This is a genomic window from Shewanella sp. 5S214, from assembly GCF_041439795.1.
In the GTDB taxonomy this organism is placed as follows: domain Bacteria; phylum Pseudomonadota; class Gammaproteobacteria; order Enterobacterales; family Shewanellaceae; genus Shewanella; species Shewanella vesiculosa.
In genome coordinates this window covers 1-17,814 of sequence record NZ_JBGOOV010000001.1, presented here as the reverse complement: position 1 = coordinate 17,814, position 17,814 = coordinate 1, and the positions used below count along the sequence as shown (strand labels likewise).

The 17,814-nt window shown below is 41.1% G+C and carries 13 protein-coding genes; 7 read left to right on the top strand and 6 right to left on the bottom strand.

The genetic code is table 11. The features are described 5' to 3' along the window. Positions 1-846: 846 nt before the first annotated feature. Positions 847-975: a hypothetical protein gene (locus ACED29_RS00065; RefSeq protein ID WP_371696568.1), complete on the bottom strand. Its 129-nt coding sequence runs from the start codon at positions 973-975 to the stop codon at positions 847-849. A 432-nt stretch (positions 976-1,407) separates the two neighbouring features. Between ACED29_RS00065 and ACED29_RS00060 the strand changes: the two genes are divergently transcribed. The 4 genes from ACED29_RS00060 (at position 1,408) to torD (ending at position 6,046) form a co-directional block, all read left to right on the top strand. Then, on the top strand, positions 1,408-1,578 hold the full coding sequence (locus ACED29_RS00060) for a periplasmic nitrate reductase, NapE protein (protein WP_124014893.1): 171 nt from the start codon (positions 1,408-1,410) through the stop codon (positions 1,576-1,578). Between the two features lie 42 nt (positions 1,579-1,620). After that, positions 1,621-2,799, top strand: coding sequence for a pentaheme c-type cytochrome TorC (torC, locus tag ACED29_RS00055; protein ID WP_182697381.1), 1,179 nt, complete (start codon positions 1,621-1,623; stop codon positions 2,797-2,799). Positions 2,800-2,811: 12 nt separating this feature from the next. After that, on the top strand, positions 2,812-5,304 hold the full coding sequence (torA, locus tag ACED29_RS00050; protein ID WP_371696567.1) for a trimethylamine-N-oxide reductase TorA: 2,493 nt from the start codon (positions 2,812-2,814) through the stop codon (positions 5,302-5,304). A gap of 100 nt (positions 5,305-5,404) precedes the next feature. Continuing rightward, the gene (gene torD, locus ACED29_RS00045; RefSeq protein WP_371696796.1) at positions 5,405-6,046 is read left to right on the top strand and encodes a molecular chaperone TorD; all 642 of its coding nucleotides are present in this window, start codon (positions 5,405-5,407) and stop codon (positions 6,044-6,046) included. Between the two features lie 145 nt (positions 6,047-6,191). Here torD and torS read toward each other — a convergent pair whose 3' ends face one another. Beyond that, positions 6,192-9,230 carry a TMAO reductase system sensor histidine kinase/response regulator TorS gene (torS, locus tag ACED29_RS00040; protein WP_371696565.1) on the bottom strand — a complete coding sequence of 1,013 codons (3,039 nt, stop codon included), beginning with the start codon at positions 9,228-9,230 and terminating at the stop codon, positions 6,192-6,194. A gap of 73 nt (positions 9,231-9,303) precedes the next feature. Between torS and torT the strand changes: the two genes are divergently transcribed. Next, positions 9,304-10,377, top strand: a complete 1,074-nt coding sequence (torT, locus tag ACED29_RS00035) for a TMAO reductase system periplasmic protein TorT (RefSeq protein WP_371696563.1) — start codon at positions 9,304-9,306, stop codon at positions 10,375-10,377. Here the strand turns inward: torT and torR are convergent. The 3 genes from torR to ACED29_RS00020 all read right to left on the bottom strand — a co-directional run bounded on the left by torR (position 10,367) and on the right by ACED29_RS00020 (position 13,729). Beyond that, positions 10,367-11,092, bottom strand: coding sequence for a two-component system response regulator TorR (gene torR, locus ACED29_RS00030; RefSeq protein WP_011637451.1), 726 nt, complete (start codon positions 11,090-11,092; stop codon positions 10,367-10,369). The genes torT and torR overlap by 11 nt on opposite strands. A 199-nt stretch (positions 11,093-11,291) precedes the next feature. Continuing rightward, entirely contained in the window at positions 11,292-12,041 is a 750-nt protein-coding gene (locus tag ACED29_RS00025; protein ID WP_011637450.1) for a TorF family putative porin, read from the bottom strand. A 305-nt stretch (positions 12,042-12,346) separates the two neighbouring features. Continuing rightward, positions 12,347-13,729: a LysM peptidoglycan-binding domain-containing protein gene (locus tag ACED29_RS00020; RefSeq protein WP_371696561.1), complete on the bottom strand. Its 1,383-nt coding sequence runs from the start codon at positions 13,727-13,729 to the stop codon at positions 12,347-12,349. A gap of 356 nt (positions 13,730-14,085) precedes the next feature. On the opposite strand from ACED29_RS00020, the gene ACED29_RS00015 reads away from it, so the two are divergent. Both ACED29_RS00015 and ACED29_RS00010 read left to right on the top strand, forming a co-directional pair. Continuing rightward, entirely contained in the window at positions 14,086-15,660 is a 1,575-nt protein-coding gene (locus ACED29_RS00015) for a YjjI family glycine radical enzyme (RefSeq protein ID WP_371696559.1), read from the top strand. Then, positions 15,653-16,543 (top strand): YjjW family glycine radical enzyme activase, encoded by an 891-nt coding sequence (locus ACED29_RS00010; protein ID WP_371696557.1) that lies wholly within the window; start codon positions 15,653-15,655, stop codon positions 16,541-16,543. Before ACED29_RS00015 ends, ACED29_RS00010 begins: the two co-directional genes overlap by 8 nt. Positions 16,544-16,577: 34 nt before the next feature. Here the strand turns inward: ACED29_RS00010 and ACED29_RS00005 are convergent, their stop codons facing one another. Beyond that, a complete protein-coding gene (locus ACED29_RS00005; protein ID WP_371696555.1) occupies positions 16,578-17,501 on the bottom strand; it encodes a LysR family transcriptional regulator in 924 nt (307 codons plus the stop codon). Positions 17,502-17,814: the final 313 nt, after the last annotated feature.

Genomic DNA, 17,814 nt, shown 5'->3' with positions numbered 1-17,814 from the left:
TTAGACATAGCGAAGCTAGGCATCAACAACTGCCCTACTAGTGATATTATAATCGCTATATTTAACAAAACTTTCAGCATATATGACGCCCAAGAATTCGAAGATGATCTTACTATAACGATTTTTAGTTAGATTTGTTCGACACATGTCACATTTAGCGACTAACTATATGATGCCTAGTAAGTGATTAAAAAGCTAAGTACGTTAATACTCTCACTACAGAGAGCGCCTCTATCCGCCTAAAACGGTCAGAACTGGTTTATGTATTCTATATCAGTTATATCATGCTGTGAGCTAGGCTAATATTTGTTAAAAAACTCTTTAGTATAAGATTATCTCATTGTTTTATAGTGATAAAAATAATTTTTAACATATTTAACGACCAATAAAGCTCTACCATATAAGCTATATTTTGCACTTAAGAGAGCCAATGCATCTTGTTCTGGGGATATTGTGATAACAATGTCATTGTGTATGCTGCAAGCCTGCTATTAACATTATTGTAAATATATGGCTGTCGTTATTTGAAGCTACTGAGCAAAGATTTACCTCATTTGCATTGTAGTCTTAAGTGGCTATCTAATCTAAGGAACACTGCTGTTAATATTTATTAGTAATAATACCTGTGACAATAATAAGGTGCACAAATGTTCGGATTGTTGAAATATTTTTTATATCTGTTGTTGGTACTTTTAGCTTGCCTTAATCAAGCACCTGATAAGTCAGTTGCAGAGCTGAGTAAGCGTTGGGCTCAACCTCCTTCTCAGGATGAATATTCACTTAAGAGATGAAGGACCAAAGTCTGATCAAGAACCCATAGTATTAATCCATGGTACAAGTGCATCTTTACATACTTGGGATGGTTGAGCCCGCATAAGGAGCCCACTCTAGTGATGCGATTTTCCATGTTTCACCTGCATGTGAAGTTGGCATAAATACGATTAAAGACAATAAAATAAACTTTAAAATCGACATCCTTGTATTACTCCATTAGTTTTCAAATTAATAGAATAACTATAGTGTAGTTAACAGATTTTAATCTATTTTTTATGGTGTTGTTTAACATTGTTATGACACGTCATATCACATCGAGTGTTTAGCATTTTATTATCGTAATAGTTTAATGTAATTCTCTATTAGACCTGAATAAAATTACGGGTTAAAAAACCACAAAATAGTCTAAAGCTATGGTAGATAGCGATGCGGTGCATAAACCATAATCTCACTTTCCCTAGTCTCTACCCCGGTGTTATTTTCTACCGCAACCTTTCTTGTTGGTACTCAATCTATTTATTCATAATCTTTCATATATTGTCTACGTTCATTCATCCACAGTCTGAGTGCCATTAACAATTGTTATCTAATATAGCTGTCATCAGCAAAGGTAATTTTTTAAGTGAGCAAGCTATGACAACAAAAAACGTAGTAGATCCCCAACGTAATGTGAAGTCTAAGGAGCTGAAAGCTCTTGGGTTTATCATTTTTTTATTCTTTCCCATTATCACAGTAACCAGCATTAGTGCGTATGGTTTTGTCATTTGGATGATCCAAGCATTTGGTGGCGTTGTTGCGCACTAATCCTCAAATAAATTATGAGTCAATCTTATAAAGGATGCTGTTATGAAATGGTTTATTAATACCTGGCGGACGCTAAACCAGCCTGCCAAATATCTTACATTAGGCACAATTAGCCTATCTGCTTTTTTAATGGGGATTATATTCTGGGGTGGTTTTAATACCGCACTGGAAATGACCAACACTGAAGAGTTCTGTATTAGCTGTCACAGCATGGAAAGCAAGCCCTACCAAGAGCTACAGAAAACGGTGCATTGGTCTAATCACTCTGGCGTTCGGGCCACTTGCCCCGATTGTCACGTGCCTCATAACTGGAGTCGTAAAATTGGGCGCAAGATTGAAGCATCACATGATATGTGGGGCTGGTTGATGCAAACTGTTAATACTGAAGAAAAATTTGAATCAAAACGTCTAGAGATGGCTAGCCGTGAGTGGAAACGCTTCGACCGTGATAACTCTTTGGCGTGTAAAAACTGCCATAACTATGACTCGATGAAATGGGATGACATGTCAAAGTTGGCGCAAAAACAAATGAAGCGTGCAGCAGAGATAGACCAGAGCTGTGTTGATTGCCATAAAGGTATTGCTCACAAACTTCCTGACATGGGGACTTCTCGTGCACCAGAACTCATTGCACAAGTAGGATCTGGAGAAACTGGTCTTGTGGTTGGTGCTCAGTACTTTACTGCCTTAACTAAACCCCTTTATTTTAATCAAAAAACAGATGTTGAAGCTGGCACGTTAAACATTGCCACTAAAGTGACGGTACTTGAAATCAATGGCAGTCGTGTACTAGTTGGTATTAATGGTTGGCGTAAAAAAATTGGTGCTGGTCGTGTTATCTATTTCGATTTTGGTCTTAACATTCTGTCGGCTCAGTTATCAAAAGATGCTGCGTTAGAAGAAGGCGTAATGAATGTTTTTGAACAGAAAGAAGACCCCATGACCGGATTAACATGGCAGCGTGTTGAAGCCAAAATTTGGACAGATGCTGACTACCTAATTAACGATTTACAGCCACTTTGGGATTATGCCCGCACCACTTATACCAGAAGTTGTAGTGTGTGCCACACCCAACCAGCAGAAGCACACTTTGACGCTAATAGCTGGCCTGGAATGTTTAAAGGCATGATTGCATTCGTCAACATGGACCAAGACACTCAAGCGCTTGTACAAAAGTACTTACAAGAGCATTCATCTACTTTTGATAAGTCGGCGCATTAATAGGACATCATCATGAACAGAAGACATTTTCTTAAAGGCTTAGTGGCGACTTCTTATGTTGGACTAAGCAGTACATCAGTTTTGGCACCATTCAATGCCCTTGCAGCTGCGGGCACTAAAGCAAATGACGACTGGTTGACTACCGGTTCGCACTTTGGTGCATTCAAGATGAAACGTAAGAATGGCGTGATTGACCAGGTGATTCCATTTGAGTTGGACAAATACCCTACCGATATGATTAATGGCGTTAAAGGCTTAGTCTACAACCCTTCACGGGTTCGCTACCCTATGGTACGCCTAGATTTTTTATTGAAAGGTCATAAAAGTGATACCAGTCAACGAGGTGATTTTCGCTTTGTCCGTGTCACTTGGGATAAAGCATTGACTCTGTTTAAAGATTCACTTGATGAGGTGCAAACTCAATATGGCCCATCAGGATTGCACGCAGGTCAAACTGGCTGGCGCGCCACTGGACAACTGCATTCAAGTACCAGTCACATGCAACGCGCTGTTGGAATGCACGGTAATTTTGTCAAAAAAATAGGTGACTACTCAACGGGTGCTGGCCAAACTATTTTGCCTTATATTTTAGGTTCTACTGAAGTTTATGCCCAAGGTACTTCATGGCCGTTGATCCTTGAGCAATCTAAAACCATCATTTTGTGGTCAAATGATCCCTATAAAAACCTGCAAGTGGGTTGGAATGCCGAAACCCATGAATCGTTCGCTTATCTAGCGGAGCTTAAAGAAAAAGTAAAACAAGGTAAGATCCGGGTGATCAGTATCGACCCAGTGGTCACTAAAACCCAAAAATACTTAGGCTGTGAGCAACTTTACGTCAACCCACAAACTGACGTTGCGTTAATGCTGGGTATTGCCCATGAAATGATCACCAGTAAGTTACACGATGAAAAATTTATTGAGGGCTACAGCCTAGGTTTCGACAGATTCGTACCTTATATTTTAGGCGAGTCAGATAACGTAGCTAAAACACCAGAGTGGGCCAGTAAAATTACTGGTGTTAGCCCTGAAATTATACGTGATTTAGCTAAAGTGATGACCAAAGGTCGTACTCAAATCATGATGGGTTGGTGTATTCAACGTCAACAACACGGTGAACAACCTTATTGGATGGCAGCTGTACTTGCCACTATGATTGGCCAAATTGGTTTACCTGGTGGTGGTATCAGCTATGGCCATCATTACTCAAGTATTGGTGTTCCTTCATCGGGCGCAGCTGCACCGGGCGCGTTTCCTCGTAATCTTGATGAAGGCCAAAAGCCATTATTCGACAGTAATGATTTTAAAGGTGCGAGTAGCACAATTCCGATTGCACGTTGGATTGATGCCATTTTAGAACCGGGTAAAACCATCGATGCCAACGGGGCTAAGGTCACTTATCCTGATATTAAGATGATGGTATTTTCAGGTAATAATCCATGGAGTCATCACCAAGATAGAAATAAGATGAAGCAAGCATTTCAAAAGCTTGAATGTGTGGTCACTGTCGACATTAACTGGACAGCAACGTGCCGTTTCTCAGACATCGTTTTACCCGCTTGTACTACATTTGAACGTAATGACATTGACGTTTATGGCAGCTACGCTAACCGTGGTGTTTTAGCGATGCAAAAAATGGTTGAACCATTATTTGATAGCTTGTCTGATTTTGATATCTTTACCCGCTTTGCCAAAGTAATGGGTAAAGAGACAGAATATACCCGTGGCATGTCTGAATTTGACTGGATTAAGAAACTTTATAACGACTGTAAAGCCGATAATGCCGGTAAGTTCGATATGCCAAATTTCGACACGTTCTGGAAACAAGGTTATGTACATTTTGGTGAAGGCCAACCTTGGACTCGCCATGCCGACTTTAGGGATGATCCTGAAATGAATCCATTGGGTACACCATCGGGCTTGATTGAAATTTTCAGCCGTAAAATCGCCCAATTCAATTACGATGACTGTCCTGGCCATCCTACTTGGATAGAAAAGTCAGAGCGCAGCCATGGTGGTCCTGGTTCAGATAAATACCCAATGTGGATGCAATCTTGCCACCCAGATAAACGCTTACATTCACAAATGTGTGAGTCGCAGCAATATCGGGAAACCTATACGGTACAAGGTCGTGAACCCGTGTACTTGAATCCTACCGATGCAAAACAGCGCGGCATTAAAGATGGCGATGTTGTTCGTGTGTTTAACGACCGAGGTCAACTGTTAGCGGGTGCAGTGGTATCCGACAGCTTCCCTAGTGGGGTTATCCGAATTCATGAAGGGGCTTGGTATGGCCCAGTCGGTAAAGATGGGTCTAAAGAAGGCGGTAGTGAAATTGGGGCGTTGTGCAGCTATGGTGACCCTAATACGTTAACGCAAGATATTGGTACATCAAAGCTTGCCCAGGCTTGCTCCGCATACACTTGCTTGGTCGATTTCGAAAAGTATCAAGGTAAGTTACCTGACGTCAGTTCTTTTAGTGGCCCAATAGAAACGCAGCTATAAAGTGTAAGTATTATCACTGTGCGCCAAGCGATTTAATTCTTGGCGCTTAAGTTAACAGCCATAATAGGGTCAGGAGATAACATAGATGAATGACAAGATATTGTATAACACGCCAATGAACCAGGGTCGTTCGATGGTGTATAAGCTGCTCTCATCACTGTTTGCAAAAGAGCTAGACCAACAGCTATTACAAGAGCTAACTGCAAGTCAGGCTCAGGCATTCTTTGCTAAATTGGCCAGTGACCCGTTATTGAGTCAAGACATTGAAACCATAAACTCAGTGCTTAATTCAACCCTTAACAGCGTCAATACTGATCATGCTTTATTAGAGCTTGCTGCCGATTATTGTGGCCTATTTTTAGTAGGTACAAAGCATAGCGCCAGCCCTTATGCCAGTTTATATCTTAACGATAATGCAGTTGCCAAGGACGACATACTCTTATTTGGTGAACAGCATCAGCAAATGCAAACATATCTAAAACAAAGCCAATTAACGGTTCAAAGTGAATTTCCTGAACCGTCTGACCATATTGCCGTTATTTTGGCTTATGTCGCTCACCAAGCGTGTGCTTGTGACGATAACACTCAGCTCAGCTTTATTAGGCAATATCTCCACGCTTGGTTACCCCGTTTTGTAGATAGGCTTACCTCTGTGGATACTGGTAAGTTTTATTCAGCCATTGCTCACCTCACTCTGGCTTGGGTTGAAAGCGATTGTGTAGGACTAAAAGGTGCTCAGTAACAGGATATCTATATAATTAACCCCCATATAAAAACACCGATCAAGCTCGGTGTTTTTATATGTAATGTTTGAGTTCAGGATAAATAGCGTTAGGGTTACACACACTTGGCTATAATTATTATCCATATTTTACAAAATCTTAGGTTTATATTTTCAACTCAAGTGCGTTAATGGATGCTTGCAATACTTGCTTAAGCAACAAATATGAATCATCACTAATGCCATCTTTTTCTAATTGTTTGCACAACTGACTCAACTGAATAAAGCCAATGCTGGCACTACTGCCTTTAAGTGCGTGTAACGCTTTTGGCCTATCTGTAGGTAAAGCTGCCAGTGCATTGATGTGTTGTGTACTACTTACTTTAAATAACGCTAACATCTCTTTAACAGCTTCTGTACCAAGATATTGTAAGTCTTCATTAATTTGCTTTTCATCGAGTAAAGGCTGATTGTCTTCATTACAAACAGATACTTTTTGATCTATGGTCGTTTGTGTAAAGCCTTTGTGTTTATCCATCTTAGTTAACTTATTCGTGTTGTCGCTGTTGATTGCTGACTTATCACTTGCATCACCAATCCAATTGGCTAAAAACTTCATATTAAGCGGTTTGGCTAATACGTCGTCAAAGCCCGCTGCTTGATACTCGTTTATGTCATCATGTTGAATTTGTGCCGTAAAAGCGGCTATGCTGATGTTTTTTTCGACTGTGTTAGCAATATTCTTCAACTCTACCAATAACTCAATTCCTGAGCCATCGCCTAATTGAATATCAAGCATAATGCCGTCAAACTTCAACGCACTATCGACGTTAAACAACGCTCTTGCTTGAGCACAACTATCAGCCAGTACGGAATGATGTCCAAGATGTGCTAAAAACCCTTGGGCTACCATGGAATTGACTTTGTTGTCTTCGATAACGAGTACACATTTAGGATCAACTTTAGGTAATTTTGCACAGATAACCTCATGTTCTTGCTCACAGATGTGCAATGGCAAACTAAAACCAAAGGTGGAACCCTCACCCACTTTACTATTGACCCAAATAGAATCATTGGCAGTATTAACCTCATTCATTAACGAGACTAATTCTTTACAAATTGCGAGCCCGAGTCCTGTGCCTCTGGTTCTGCCTTGATTAGGCTGTGCACTATAGGCGATAAACAATTGATCTATGGCCTTTTTACTTATGCCAACGCCAGTATCTGACACTTCAAAGGTTAATCGTTTCTCGACCACATTTACCCGTAATGTAACCTGTCCTGCTGGAGTGAATTTAATGGCATTGCCGAGCAAATTAAACAACACTTGGCGCAATTTGGGGCCATCTACCGTTATCCATTTAGGTAAATTACCGCGAACTAAATATAACGAGATACCTGACAATCCCGCACCAGCTAACATGATTGCCATCACTTCGTCGAGCAGCTCATTAAGCGCAACAGCCCGTGGTTCGTTAGTTAATTTACCTTGCTCCAAACGGGAAAAGTCCAAAATATCATTAAGTACATTTTGCAGTAAGGTGCCGCTGTATTGCGATAATGCCAACATTTGTTTTTGTGCTGGAGGTAATGGCGAGTGACTCAGTAAAGTCAGGGTGCCTAAAAGACCATTTAGCGGAGTACGGATTTCATGGCTCATGGTCGCTAAAAATAGCGATTTTGCCTTGTTAGCTTGTTCTGCCATCACTCTAGCCGTCGAATGTCCTTTTGCTTCAGCGTCTAGTTGACGGTTGGTTTCAGCCAGTTCGAGTGTACGTGCCTGCACGGTACTTTCAAGTGAGGCTTTATGGGCAAATAATTCTGATGCCGTTTGTTGTAATTCAGATTGCAGTGCTTGATTGTGCGCGGTTTTTTGTTTAAAAGCTTCAATGGCAGAAGCCATCGCGGTGAGTTCATCGTCTCCGTGAGGATCAAGTACTACTTCGGTATTGCCCTGACTTAATTGAGATAATGCTGCAGTTGCTTCACTTAGGCGTAAAGCGATACCTTTATAAATAACTCGATAAACCACCAACAGCATAATGATTAACATCAAAATACCTGTCGCCCACAGTCCTGATTTAGCCCACAGTAATTGCTGTAAAAAATTACTTCGGGCATGTTCTGCCTGTAGCTGTTGTGCTTTCATTGCGCTATCGACTGACTTATTCAGTTGGCCTAATTTATCCGTCAGCGTTAACAGCTGCGCATTTTGTTTCGTTAGCAATTGAGCATATTGCTGCTGCAAACTTAAGCCATCATTCACCTCCCTTAACATTATCAATTGGTGCTCAAGCTCTGTCGCTCTAACCGGATCTCGAATTAAGCCTTTAAGTAATTCTAGAGGCATTAAATCAATTTGCCCACTCGTGCCTGAAGCAGTATAAGGGCTCGGTATTTCATTACCGTTTTGGGAGTTATCGCGAGTAGAATTAATGGTATAAGTCGTTGGAGACAGTACTCGAGCCATATTGTCGAGTACGTTATTTAATCCGAGTTGTTGTTCTGGAGACTGTAATAACTGCCCTACTAACTCAATGTGATGGATCAATCCCAAAGCTCGATTTAAACGTTCACGAACATCCAAGTCTTGTTCTATGATGGAGTCCAAAAGTTGGGCACTTTGTTCAGCACCAACCACTTGAGGGTAAGCTAAACTTAACTTGGCCAGAATGGTTGAATCGACCACAGCTTGTTCTGCTTCAAGTAAAACACTACTCTTACTGGCTGTTTCCGCGAGTGCGCTTCCTTTATTATTCAATTGAGCCGCCAACACTAAACGTTTACCCACTTGGCGGCCGAATACCGATAAGTCATGGATAATTTCACCAGCTAATAGAGCTAATTGCTTATCTTTATCGACACCATGATTTTGTAGATTTAACGAATTGAGTCGTTCAATAGCGGAAAGTAAATTAGTGCTTTCGAGTGACAACTTACGCCCAAGGAAAACGCGTTGTGCCTCTTGTTCCACTCGTTCCAGCGCTTGGGCATTGTCGAGCAAGCCATTAGAAGACTGCATCAATTGCCTTGCAGCCTCAGATGCGGGTAACGCCTCTTCATATAAATATTGGTCAGCAAGCTTTACCCAATAAAGCGAAATGCTGCCAAGGCTAACTAACATTAACAATAACAATCCGAGCAAACAAAATGCCAACATAAGGCGACCCACTAAGCTCTTGCCTGATAGTGATAAAGTGCTCACAGTCATTCCTTAAAATGTTATAATTACAAAAAATCTTAGTGTTCTGTTTAGAAACCTTAATCGAGACAATATAATGCGCCGACTTATTTATTTGCTCATAGCTTGCTTAGGGACAATACCATTACTTGCTGAGGCTACATTAGATTCTAGCTGGATATTACAACAGCGGACGCCATTTAATGCCAAAATTCAAACAGTAAAATCGATACAATATAATCAACTGACTTCGGCCAAAAAGCCTTGGCGGATCTGTGCCTTAGTACCTCACCTCAAAGATGCTTATTGGATCGGCATTGATTACGGTTTGGTGTCAAAAGCCAGCCAATTAGGCATTAATTTAGAATTATTTGAAGCCGGCAGTTATTACAGAAAAGAGCAACAACTAAAACAACTTGAATACTGCCTTAATCAGCCGTTCGATGCCATCTTACTCGGTGCCGTGGCCCCTAATTTACTTGATAACTATCCGGGACAGATTAATAAACCCATCATAGCGTTAGTGAATAGACTCGATAACCCCATGATAACGACTCGTGTAGGCGTTAATTGGTATCAAATGGGCTGGGAAGCTGGCCACTTTATTGCTAAAGCTGTTAAAAAAATACCGCCATCATCTCCAGTAACACTCGCACTACTCACTGGTCCAGAAAGTGTTGGTGGCAGCGATTGGGTTGAGCTCGGTATTCAAGATGCTATTGCCAATAGTCATATTGAGATTACATCAATTCGCCATACCGATAATAATCGTGACCTTTATCGTGACCAACTTCATCATCTGCTTAATGATCATATTCCTAGCTATATTATAGGCAGTGCTGTTGCTATCGAAGCAGCAATTGGAACATTGCAACATAAACAATTAGCTGGCCAAGTAAAGCTTGTGAGCAGTTATCTATCGCCAGCGACATTGCGAGGACTGCATCGTAATAAAGTCGCTTTCAGCAGTGATGATCAAGTGGTGTTACAAGGTAAATTAGCAATAGACATCATGGTAAAACTACTTGAGGGAGCACAATCATTTGGTGATATTGGCCCACAAATACAGGCGTTAGAACAAGGAAAGGTACAACTCGATATGTTTAATAACAGCTTAGCCCCTGCAAGTTTTTACCCTATTTACCGCGTGACGCCAGAAACTAATCTTTAATCTTTGTCGCAAACAAATAGCCTTCTCCATGAACCGTTACAAACAGGTCAGCCTGTAGCTTGTTTCGTAATCGACGAATAATGACATCAATGGTTCTATCATTTACATCTTCATTACGGTGGCTTGTTTGCTGCATTAGTCGCTCACGAGATAGCACTTGCTGCGGATGCAATGCAAAGGCGGTAAGTAATTCGAACTCTGCTTTAGTCAGCTTTATCACCTCGTCACCACGACTCAGTTTTCGGCTGTTTAACTCAAGAATATATTTATCGAACGCAATGATATCGTCACACTGTTCAAATTGTTCTACAACGTCTTGCTGTGCTTTTTTAACTAATGAAATTCGCCACAACAAATTTTTAACTCTTACTAATAGTTCTCTTAATTCAAATGGTTTAGTCACATAATCATCAGCGCCCATTTCAAGACCAACGATTTTATCAATGGTTTCATCACGACCTGTGACTAAAATAATGCCAACGTCCGAACGACTTCTCAGTTCACGTGCCAAGCTCAAACCATCGGTACCGGGTAAGTTAATATCTAACATCACCAAATCGATATGTTGATTTGTAAACTGTTGCCACATCTGTTCGCCGTCTCCAGCTTCAAGTACCCGATAACCTTCACGCTCAAAATAACCTTTTAATCGAGCTCGGATCACTGCTTCATCGTCAACGACGAGTACTGTATTTGTTAAACCAGGATGTGCCATCGTCCAATCCAGATAGTGTTGCTAATAATGGTCGTTATTATTCATAACTTTTCATATTTGCCTATAAAGATATACAAGGAATGAGTGGCAGCTAGCAAAATTGGTTTACAAAAAAGGACCTAGATCACATAATAGGGATATGTAAAACAAGATCCAATTATATTTGTAGTTTAGCAATAGAAGACGTTATGTTTTTATATTAGAAACTTTTGCTGATGCCGACAACCACTCGGTCATCAAAGATTTTTGTTTGAGTGCCATAGACCTTATGATCGCTATCCATGGTACTGCCATGATAACGAACATCAAAATTGAGGCCGGCATAGGCTTTACTCACTCCCAAATTCCAGTGTCCCCAACCTTCTGCTCCATTACCATCTAAATCTTGGTAGCCGATACTTGCTGAAACATGTAAACCATTGTCAAACTGATAGCTCGGATGAACGGCATAGTTAACACCTTGCCAGCCCTCTACGCCAAACCAATCGTCGATTGTTGGAGTCACTTCTAATTGCACATTTGCATGACCAAATTGTTTACCGACTTTTATCCACAGTTCGGTATAATTTGAATATGAGGCACCTGGATACAGGTAAGAAAAAACCATAACGTCGTAACTGATACCACTATCGCCAAACTCACCTGCTTTACCTATATAAGGTGCAGTAACAATTTCTAAATTGGGGTCTGCAAATTTGATATTGGAAGCAAATACACCGGCATACCAGCCCAGATCATTACCCCACCCTAGAGTACCTTGTACCACTGGTACTTCTGCATCCATCGTTTCCGATTCGCCACGAAAAACATAATCTGAAGCAAAGGTTAATTTACCACTTATGGCTCCATCGAAGACATTATCATCTGCAGCATTGGCAAAAGAGGTAGCCGATAAGATTAGACTGCCTAACAAAATTGACTGAGCTAGTTGAGTTTTTCTAATGTTCATATTCATTACCCTAAAATATATGTTCTTGTTGATAGGGTGACTATATTCAAAACTTATGAATGGCTGTTGAGTTGGTTATGAACTGATGGGAAACAAATATGAAAAAATATGAACACTAAGATTTAACATCACTCAAGCCTTGTGGGTCACTCTATTAAACGATCTGTATAATCAAAAGTGTCCAGATGGCAAAGCTGGATTTCGATGTGCTTCACTAGGTTAAATCGATAAATACTCACATTTATGTAATGCTCAACTTTTACAACATTTGAGCTATTGTGCTTATCAGTTTTTAAACAACAGGGTTACAATTGAGTCTGCTGTTGCTGGAAGGGCTGTTGATAAAACTGCAGGGTTTTGCCTACCGTCAACTTGTCTTTGTCCGTCATTTTGTTCCAAGCGATAATTTGTTCCACACTGACCTTATACACTTTGGCAATACTCCAAAGAGTATCGCCATATTTTACCGTGTGATCGCTCCGAACTGCTGGCTGATTAGATGTGGTGATGGTCCTTGGTTGTTTGTTTGTTGAAGCGAGTTCGACCTCTGGTATCATGCTCGATACGCCTTGTGGCATATACAAAAATTTACCGGCAACGATTTTATCACTATTGATGTCGTTCATTTGTTGAATTTTAGACACAGTCGTTTGATAACGTTTAGCAATAGCACTAATGCTATCGCCCGGTTTTATTTGATATTTAGACCATTTCATTCTGGCGCTAATGTCAGTATCAGCAAGTGCCTTTTTAAATTCATTTACCTTGCTAACAGGCACTATTAATTGATGCGGTCCGTCTGGCGATGTCGCCCAACGATTAAATCCAGGATTTAGATTTTGTAGCCGAGCTATGGGCATATTTGCAAGCTCGGCTGCCACCGAGATATCGATTTGACTGCCAACATCAATGACTTCAACAAGGGGTTTGTTAGGAATCGTTTTGAGTGCAATACCATAACGTTGAGCATTTTTTATCACATCAGCGATTGCCAGCAGTTGTGGTACATATTGTCTGGTTTCTTTAGGCAAGGGTAAAGACCAGAAGTCAGTACTCAGTCCTCTCGCTTCATTATATCTAATCGCCTCACGCAAGCGCCCTTCACCGGCATTGTATGCCGCTAGTGCATATAACCAATTATCGGTCTTTTTGTACAGGTATTCGAGCATATCTAATGCTGCGGATGTTGCCGCTGGCACATCTCTTCGACCGTCATACCACCAATTCATCTGCAAGCCAAAATGGCTGGCCATTGGTGAGGTGAACTGCCATAGACCTGACGCATCGGCGCTAGAATAAGCAAAAGGATTAAATGAGCTCTCAACCATAGGTAGTAAGGCTAATTCGATAGGTAAATCTCGATGCTCAAACTCTTGCACAATTAAATACAAAAATGGCTTTGCGCGTTGCGAAATACTCTCAAGATGCTGTGGATTATCGATATACCACTGTCGATATTGGTTAACTAACTGCTCATCTGGGATTGGCATATCCATTGAGTAGCGGATGCGTTCCCACACATCGCCATTGTCTTGGTAATTTCGGCGGGCTAAAGACTTAGGGATCGTTGAGCTTGTTTTATTGGCAGTACTGATATTGCGGTCTGCGTCGGCATCTTTAATTGCCACCGTTTGGCAACCACTTAACAGGATAAAGCCTGTTGTGATAAAGACAATTAATGTTCTCAATTAAAGATGTTCCTTAGATCTTACGCTGGCATTTTATGCTCAGATCGCGAATATTTTTGAAGCAAAAGTCGTCCATTGTAATTGAGTTTTATTTTTCTATCTATCAGTTTTAAAAAGCCAATTTAGAAAAGTTTATCAATGACTTCAACCGTTAATCAATTCAGCTTAACGATAATCATTATGCGTTTAGAATTATTAGGACATAGTATGGAGTAGAGAACTTGATTGATTGTGATCTGCATCATCGGATTTCGATTTTATCAATGCCAACCTCAGCTATTTTCACTGTTAAAACACCCGGTCACTGAGTAGATTAATGGCTATTAAGCATTAGCCTTTAAAAAGTGAATTCAGTCATGTCATTACAAGAAAATATTATCCAAATAGTCAGCCACCCTCACCTTTCTCCTAAGCAAAAATCAAATTATTTGGCCCTAGAAGCTGAAAATAGTCTGCCATATGTGGCAGTGTCTGAGCAGGTTAGTAATGCGATGAAGGATGGTATTATTTGCGATATGTTTGAAGGCCACGCGCCGTTTAAACCGCGTTATGTTCTGCCCGACTATGCTAAATACCTGAAGCAAGGTTCAGAGTACTTAGCGTTATCACCGGCTGAAGATTTTGATGATGCCCTTAATGCGTTAATGGTGCTTTATCATCATGTGCCGTCGGTGACCAATATTCCGGTGTTCTTAGGTCATTTAGATGCGTTATTGATGCCTTTTGTTGCTGGGCTCGATGCTGATGCCATTTATCGCAAATTAACCCGCTTTTGGATCTTACTTGACCGCATATTGCCCGATGCATTTATGCACGTGAATATTGGTCCGACTGATAATATTATTTGCCGGACTTTATTGCGCATTGACCTTGAGTTACAACAAATTGCGCCTAATTTGACCTTTATGTACGAGCCCGCAATAACACCAGATGATTTATTATTGCAGGCGACCACCAATATTTGTTTTTGCAATAAGCCTCACATCGCCAACTATTCGTTGCATGCTGAAACATTCGATAAGCGCGGGTTTGGTATTGTCAGTTGTTATAACGCGCTCCCATTAGCTGGCGGCGCCAATACGCTAGTACGACTTAACTTAAAACAAGTTGCCTTAAAAGCCACTAGCATCGATGATTTTTTTCAACAAGTACTGCCTTATTATGGCCAACTCACCTTTGAGCTTATTGAAGCGCGTTCGGCATTCTTACATCAACAATCACATTTTTTCGACAGTTTTTTGGTTAAGGAGCAACTCATTGATGAGAACCGTTTTGCGCCTATGTTTGGGATTTACGGTATGGCTGAGGCGGTCAATATTTTACAAGCCCTGTCAGCTAAGGGGTTAGCTGCCGCTATTGGATCGCAAGAGGCAACTAGTCAATCCAGTAACGCCTATGGTCACAGCCAGGCAGCTAATGAATTAGGCCTAAGGATCTCAGCTGCATTGGCTAACATGGTGACATCAACTCCGGTGACCTATGGTTATAAGGGGCGCGCGTTATTGCATTCTCAAAGTGGTATTAGCGTCGATAAAGATGTGACTCCTGGTGTTCGTATTCCTTATGGCACAGAGCCTGATCCCATTAGTCATGTTCAAGCATTAGCGAAGCATCATCAATATTATACTGCGGGAATTAGCGATATTCTTAGCATAGATGAAACCGTAAAATCGAATCCACAAGCCATGTTCCAACTCTGTAAAGGCGCATTTAGCTTAGGTTTTAGGGAGTTTACCGCCAATGTCGCGAATAATGATTTAGTCCGCGTTACTGGTTACATGGCCAAACGATCTGACATTGAAACATTCAAACAACGTGGTTCTCGCAGCAATACTAGCGGTTTAGCTGCTGAGGCCGCCATGAATACCGGCATATTACAGCGCCAAGCCCGTGTTATTGCTCACGAACAAGCGCCTTTTGTTTATGAGTAAACTGGCAGTTGTAAGCCAAATATTACCGTTTTCATGCGTCGATGGACCGGGCAGTAGATTGGTGATTTTTCTGCAAGGCTGCAATTATCAATGCAAAAATTGCCATAATCCGCAAACGATAAGTTTGTGTAGTGCATGTGGCGATTGTGTTGATCATTGCCCTGAGCAAGCATTGACGCTCATTGCGTCGCAAGATACAGATTTAAAAAGTAAGCCACATATCGTGTGGCACAGCACTAAGTGCACTGAATGTGATACTTGCCTTAGGGTATGCCAAGCACAATCCTCGCCCAAAACGGTAACTTATACGCTTGAGCAAATACTTGAGGTCATTAGTTGTCAGCGACATTTTATTAACGGTATTACGGTTAGCGGCGGCGAAGCGAGTTTGCAATTACCTTTTGTTATTACTCTGTTTAAGGCGATTAAATCATCTGAGCAACTAGCACACTTAACTTGCATGATCGACACCAATGGTAGTTTAAGTCGCACGGGATGGCATAAATTACTCCCCTATTTAGATGGTGCTATGGTTGATTTAAAAGCATGGCACCAAGCTACTCACTACTATATTACCGGGCGTGACAACAAAGCGGTGTTTAACTCAATTGAATTACTTGCTCAGCACAATAAGCTGTATGAAGTTAGACTGTTACATATTCCTGAGGTTACAGATTATGATACCCAGATTGATGCCCTAGCGGCTTATTTAACTCAGCTACCAAGTAATACCCGAGTTAAATTAAATGCATTTCACCATCACGGAGTTGGTGAAATCGCTTCAACATGGAAGCAATGCACTCAGGCTGATATCGAAAAATTAGCCGCGCTGCTGAGCCAGCGAGGAGTGAATAATCTTGCCTTACCGGTCCTATATCTTTAATTCAATTAAGTCGATTTAATCTCGACATCCTATTTTAGCAATGACGACAGTGTAATATTTGCTCATATAACCATCGGTGTGCGGGATCATTCATGCTTTGCTTATGCCATACTAGGCTATAAGCGACTTTGCCATAATCTATAGGTAAAGCTTTAATGACCAGCCCTTGGGCTTGTTTGGCTGTGGCTCCCCAGTGGCGCGAGCAGGTAAACAGTAATTCACTGTGGTGACACATTAAGGCGGCACTACCAAAGTCTGCTACTGAAATGGGGATCGCGCGTTTTTTGGATTGCTGAGCCAGCAAAATATCGAAAAAGGGTGTGCTTAAGTCGGTATCGGTTATACCTATATGGCTGAATCGCAAATAGTCATCAAGGCTGATGTCTTGCTGCAAAGCCAAAGGATGTGATGCATTCATTAAACAAACCATCTCATCATTGATCAAGGTTTCCCAGACTAAATCGTCATCAATATCCGTCGGCTGACTTAGGTCGTGGGGTAAAATAATGAAATCTAACGAGCCCTTTATTAAGCCATCAAAACCAATATTGTCTTTACTGTAAATATCTAAATGGATGTTGGGCGCTAACTTAAGAATATGAGCGCTTATTTTTGCCGCCAGTAGTTCAAAGGTGCTTTCACGCATAGAGAGCGCAAAACGGCCCTGATAATCAGCAGGACTAAACACATCTTGGCTCATGATATGGTTCATATCATTGATCATCTGCTGCACACTAGGGCCCAGTCTTCGCGCTAAGGGTGTGGCGATTAGCGAGTTACCATGTCGATAAAATAATTCATCATTAAGGCTGTTTCTTAGCTGACTCAAGGTTTTACTTACCGATGAGGGGCTTAAACATAAGCGTTCAGCACTGGCAGTGACACTGAGGGTATCAAGCATCACATGCAAAGTGATTAAGTGTTTCATGCTAATACGGGAAAGCTTTGCCAAATCCATTAGTGTCTTAACCCTTTATAAATATTGGATTTAATCATTAAAATATAAAGCTAAAGAGGATATGTGTATAGGCTCAAAAGTCATAATCAAGAGCCGCTTCACAGTGCTGACGAATAAAGAGTCTATTTAAGGCCGTTCAACGTCATTCTAGTTGCTCATGAGTCTTGGCTTATTTCACATTAACCTTTGCTGATCCGTTAATTTCTTTTCTATTCAATATCCAATCACATTTCCCCCAGCACTTCACATGCGTACTAGGCAGCAGTGTTTCTGATCTCGTGGATTGGGTTCTGGGTTTATTACCATCAATAAC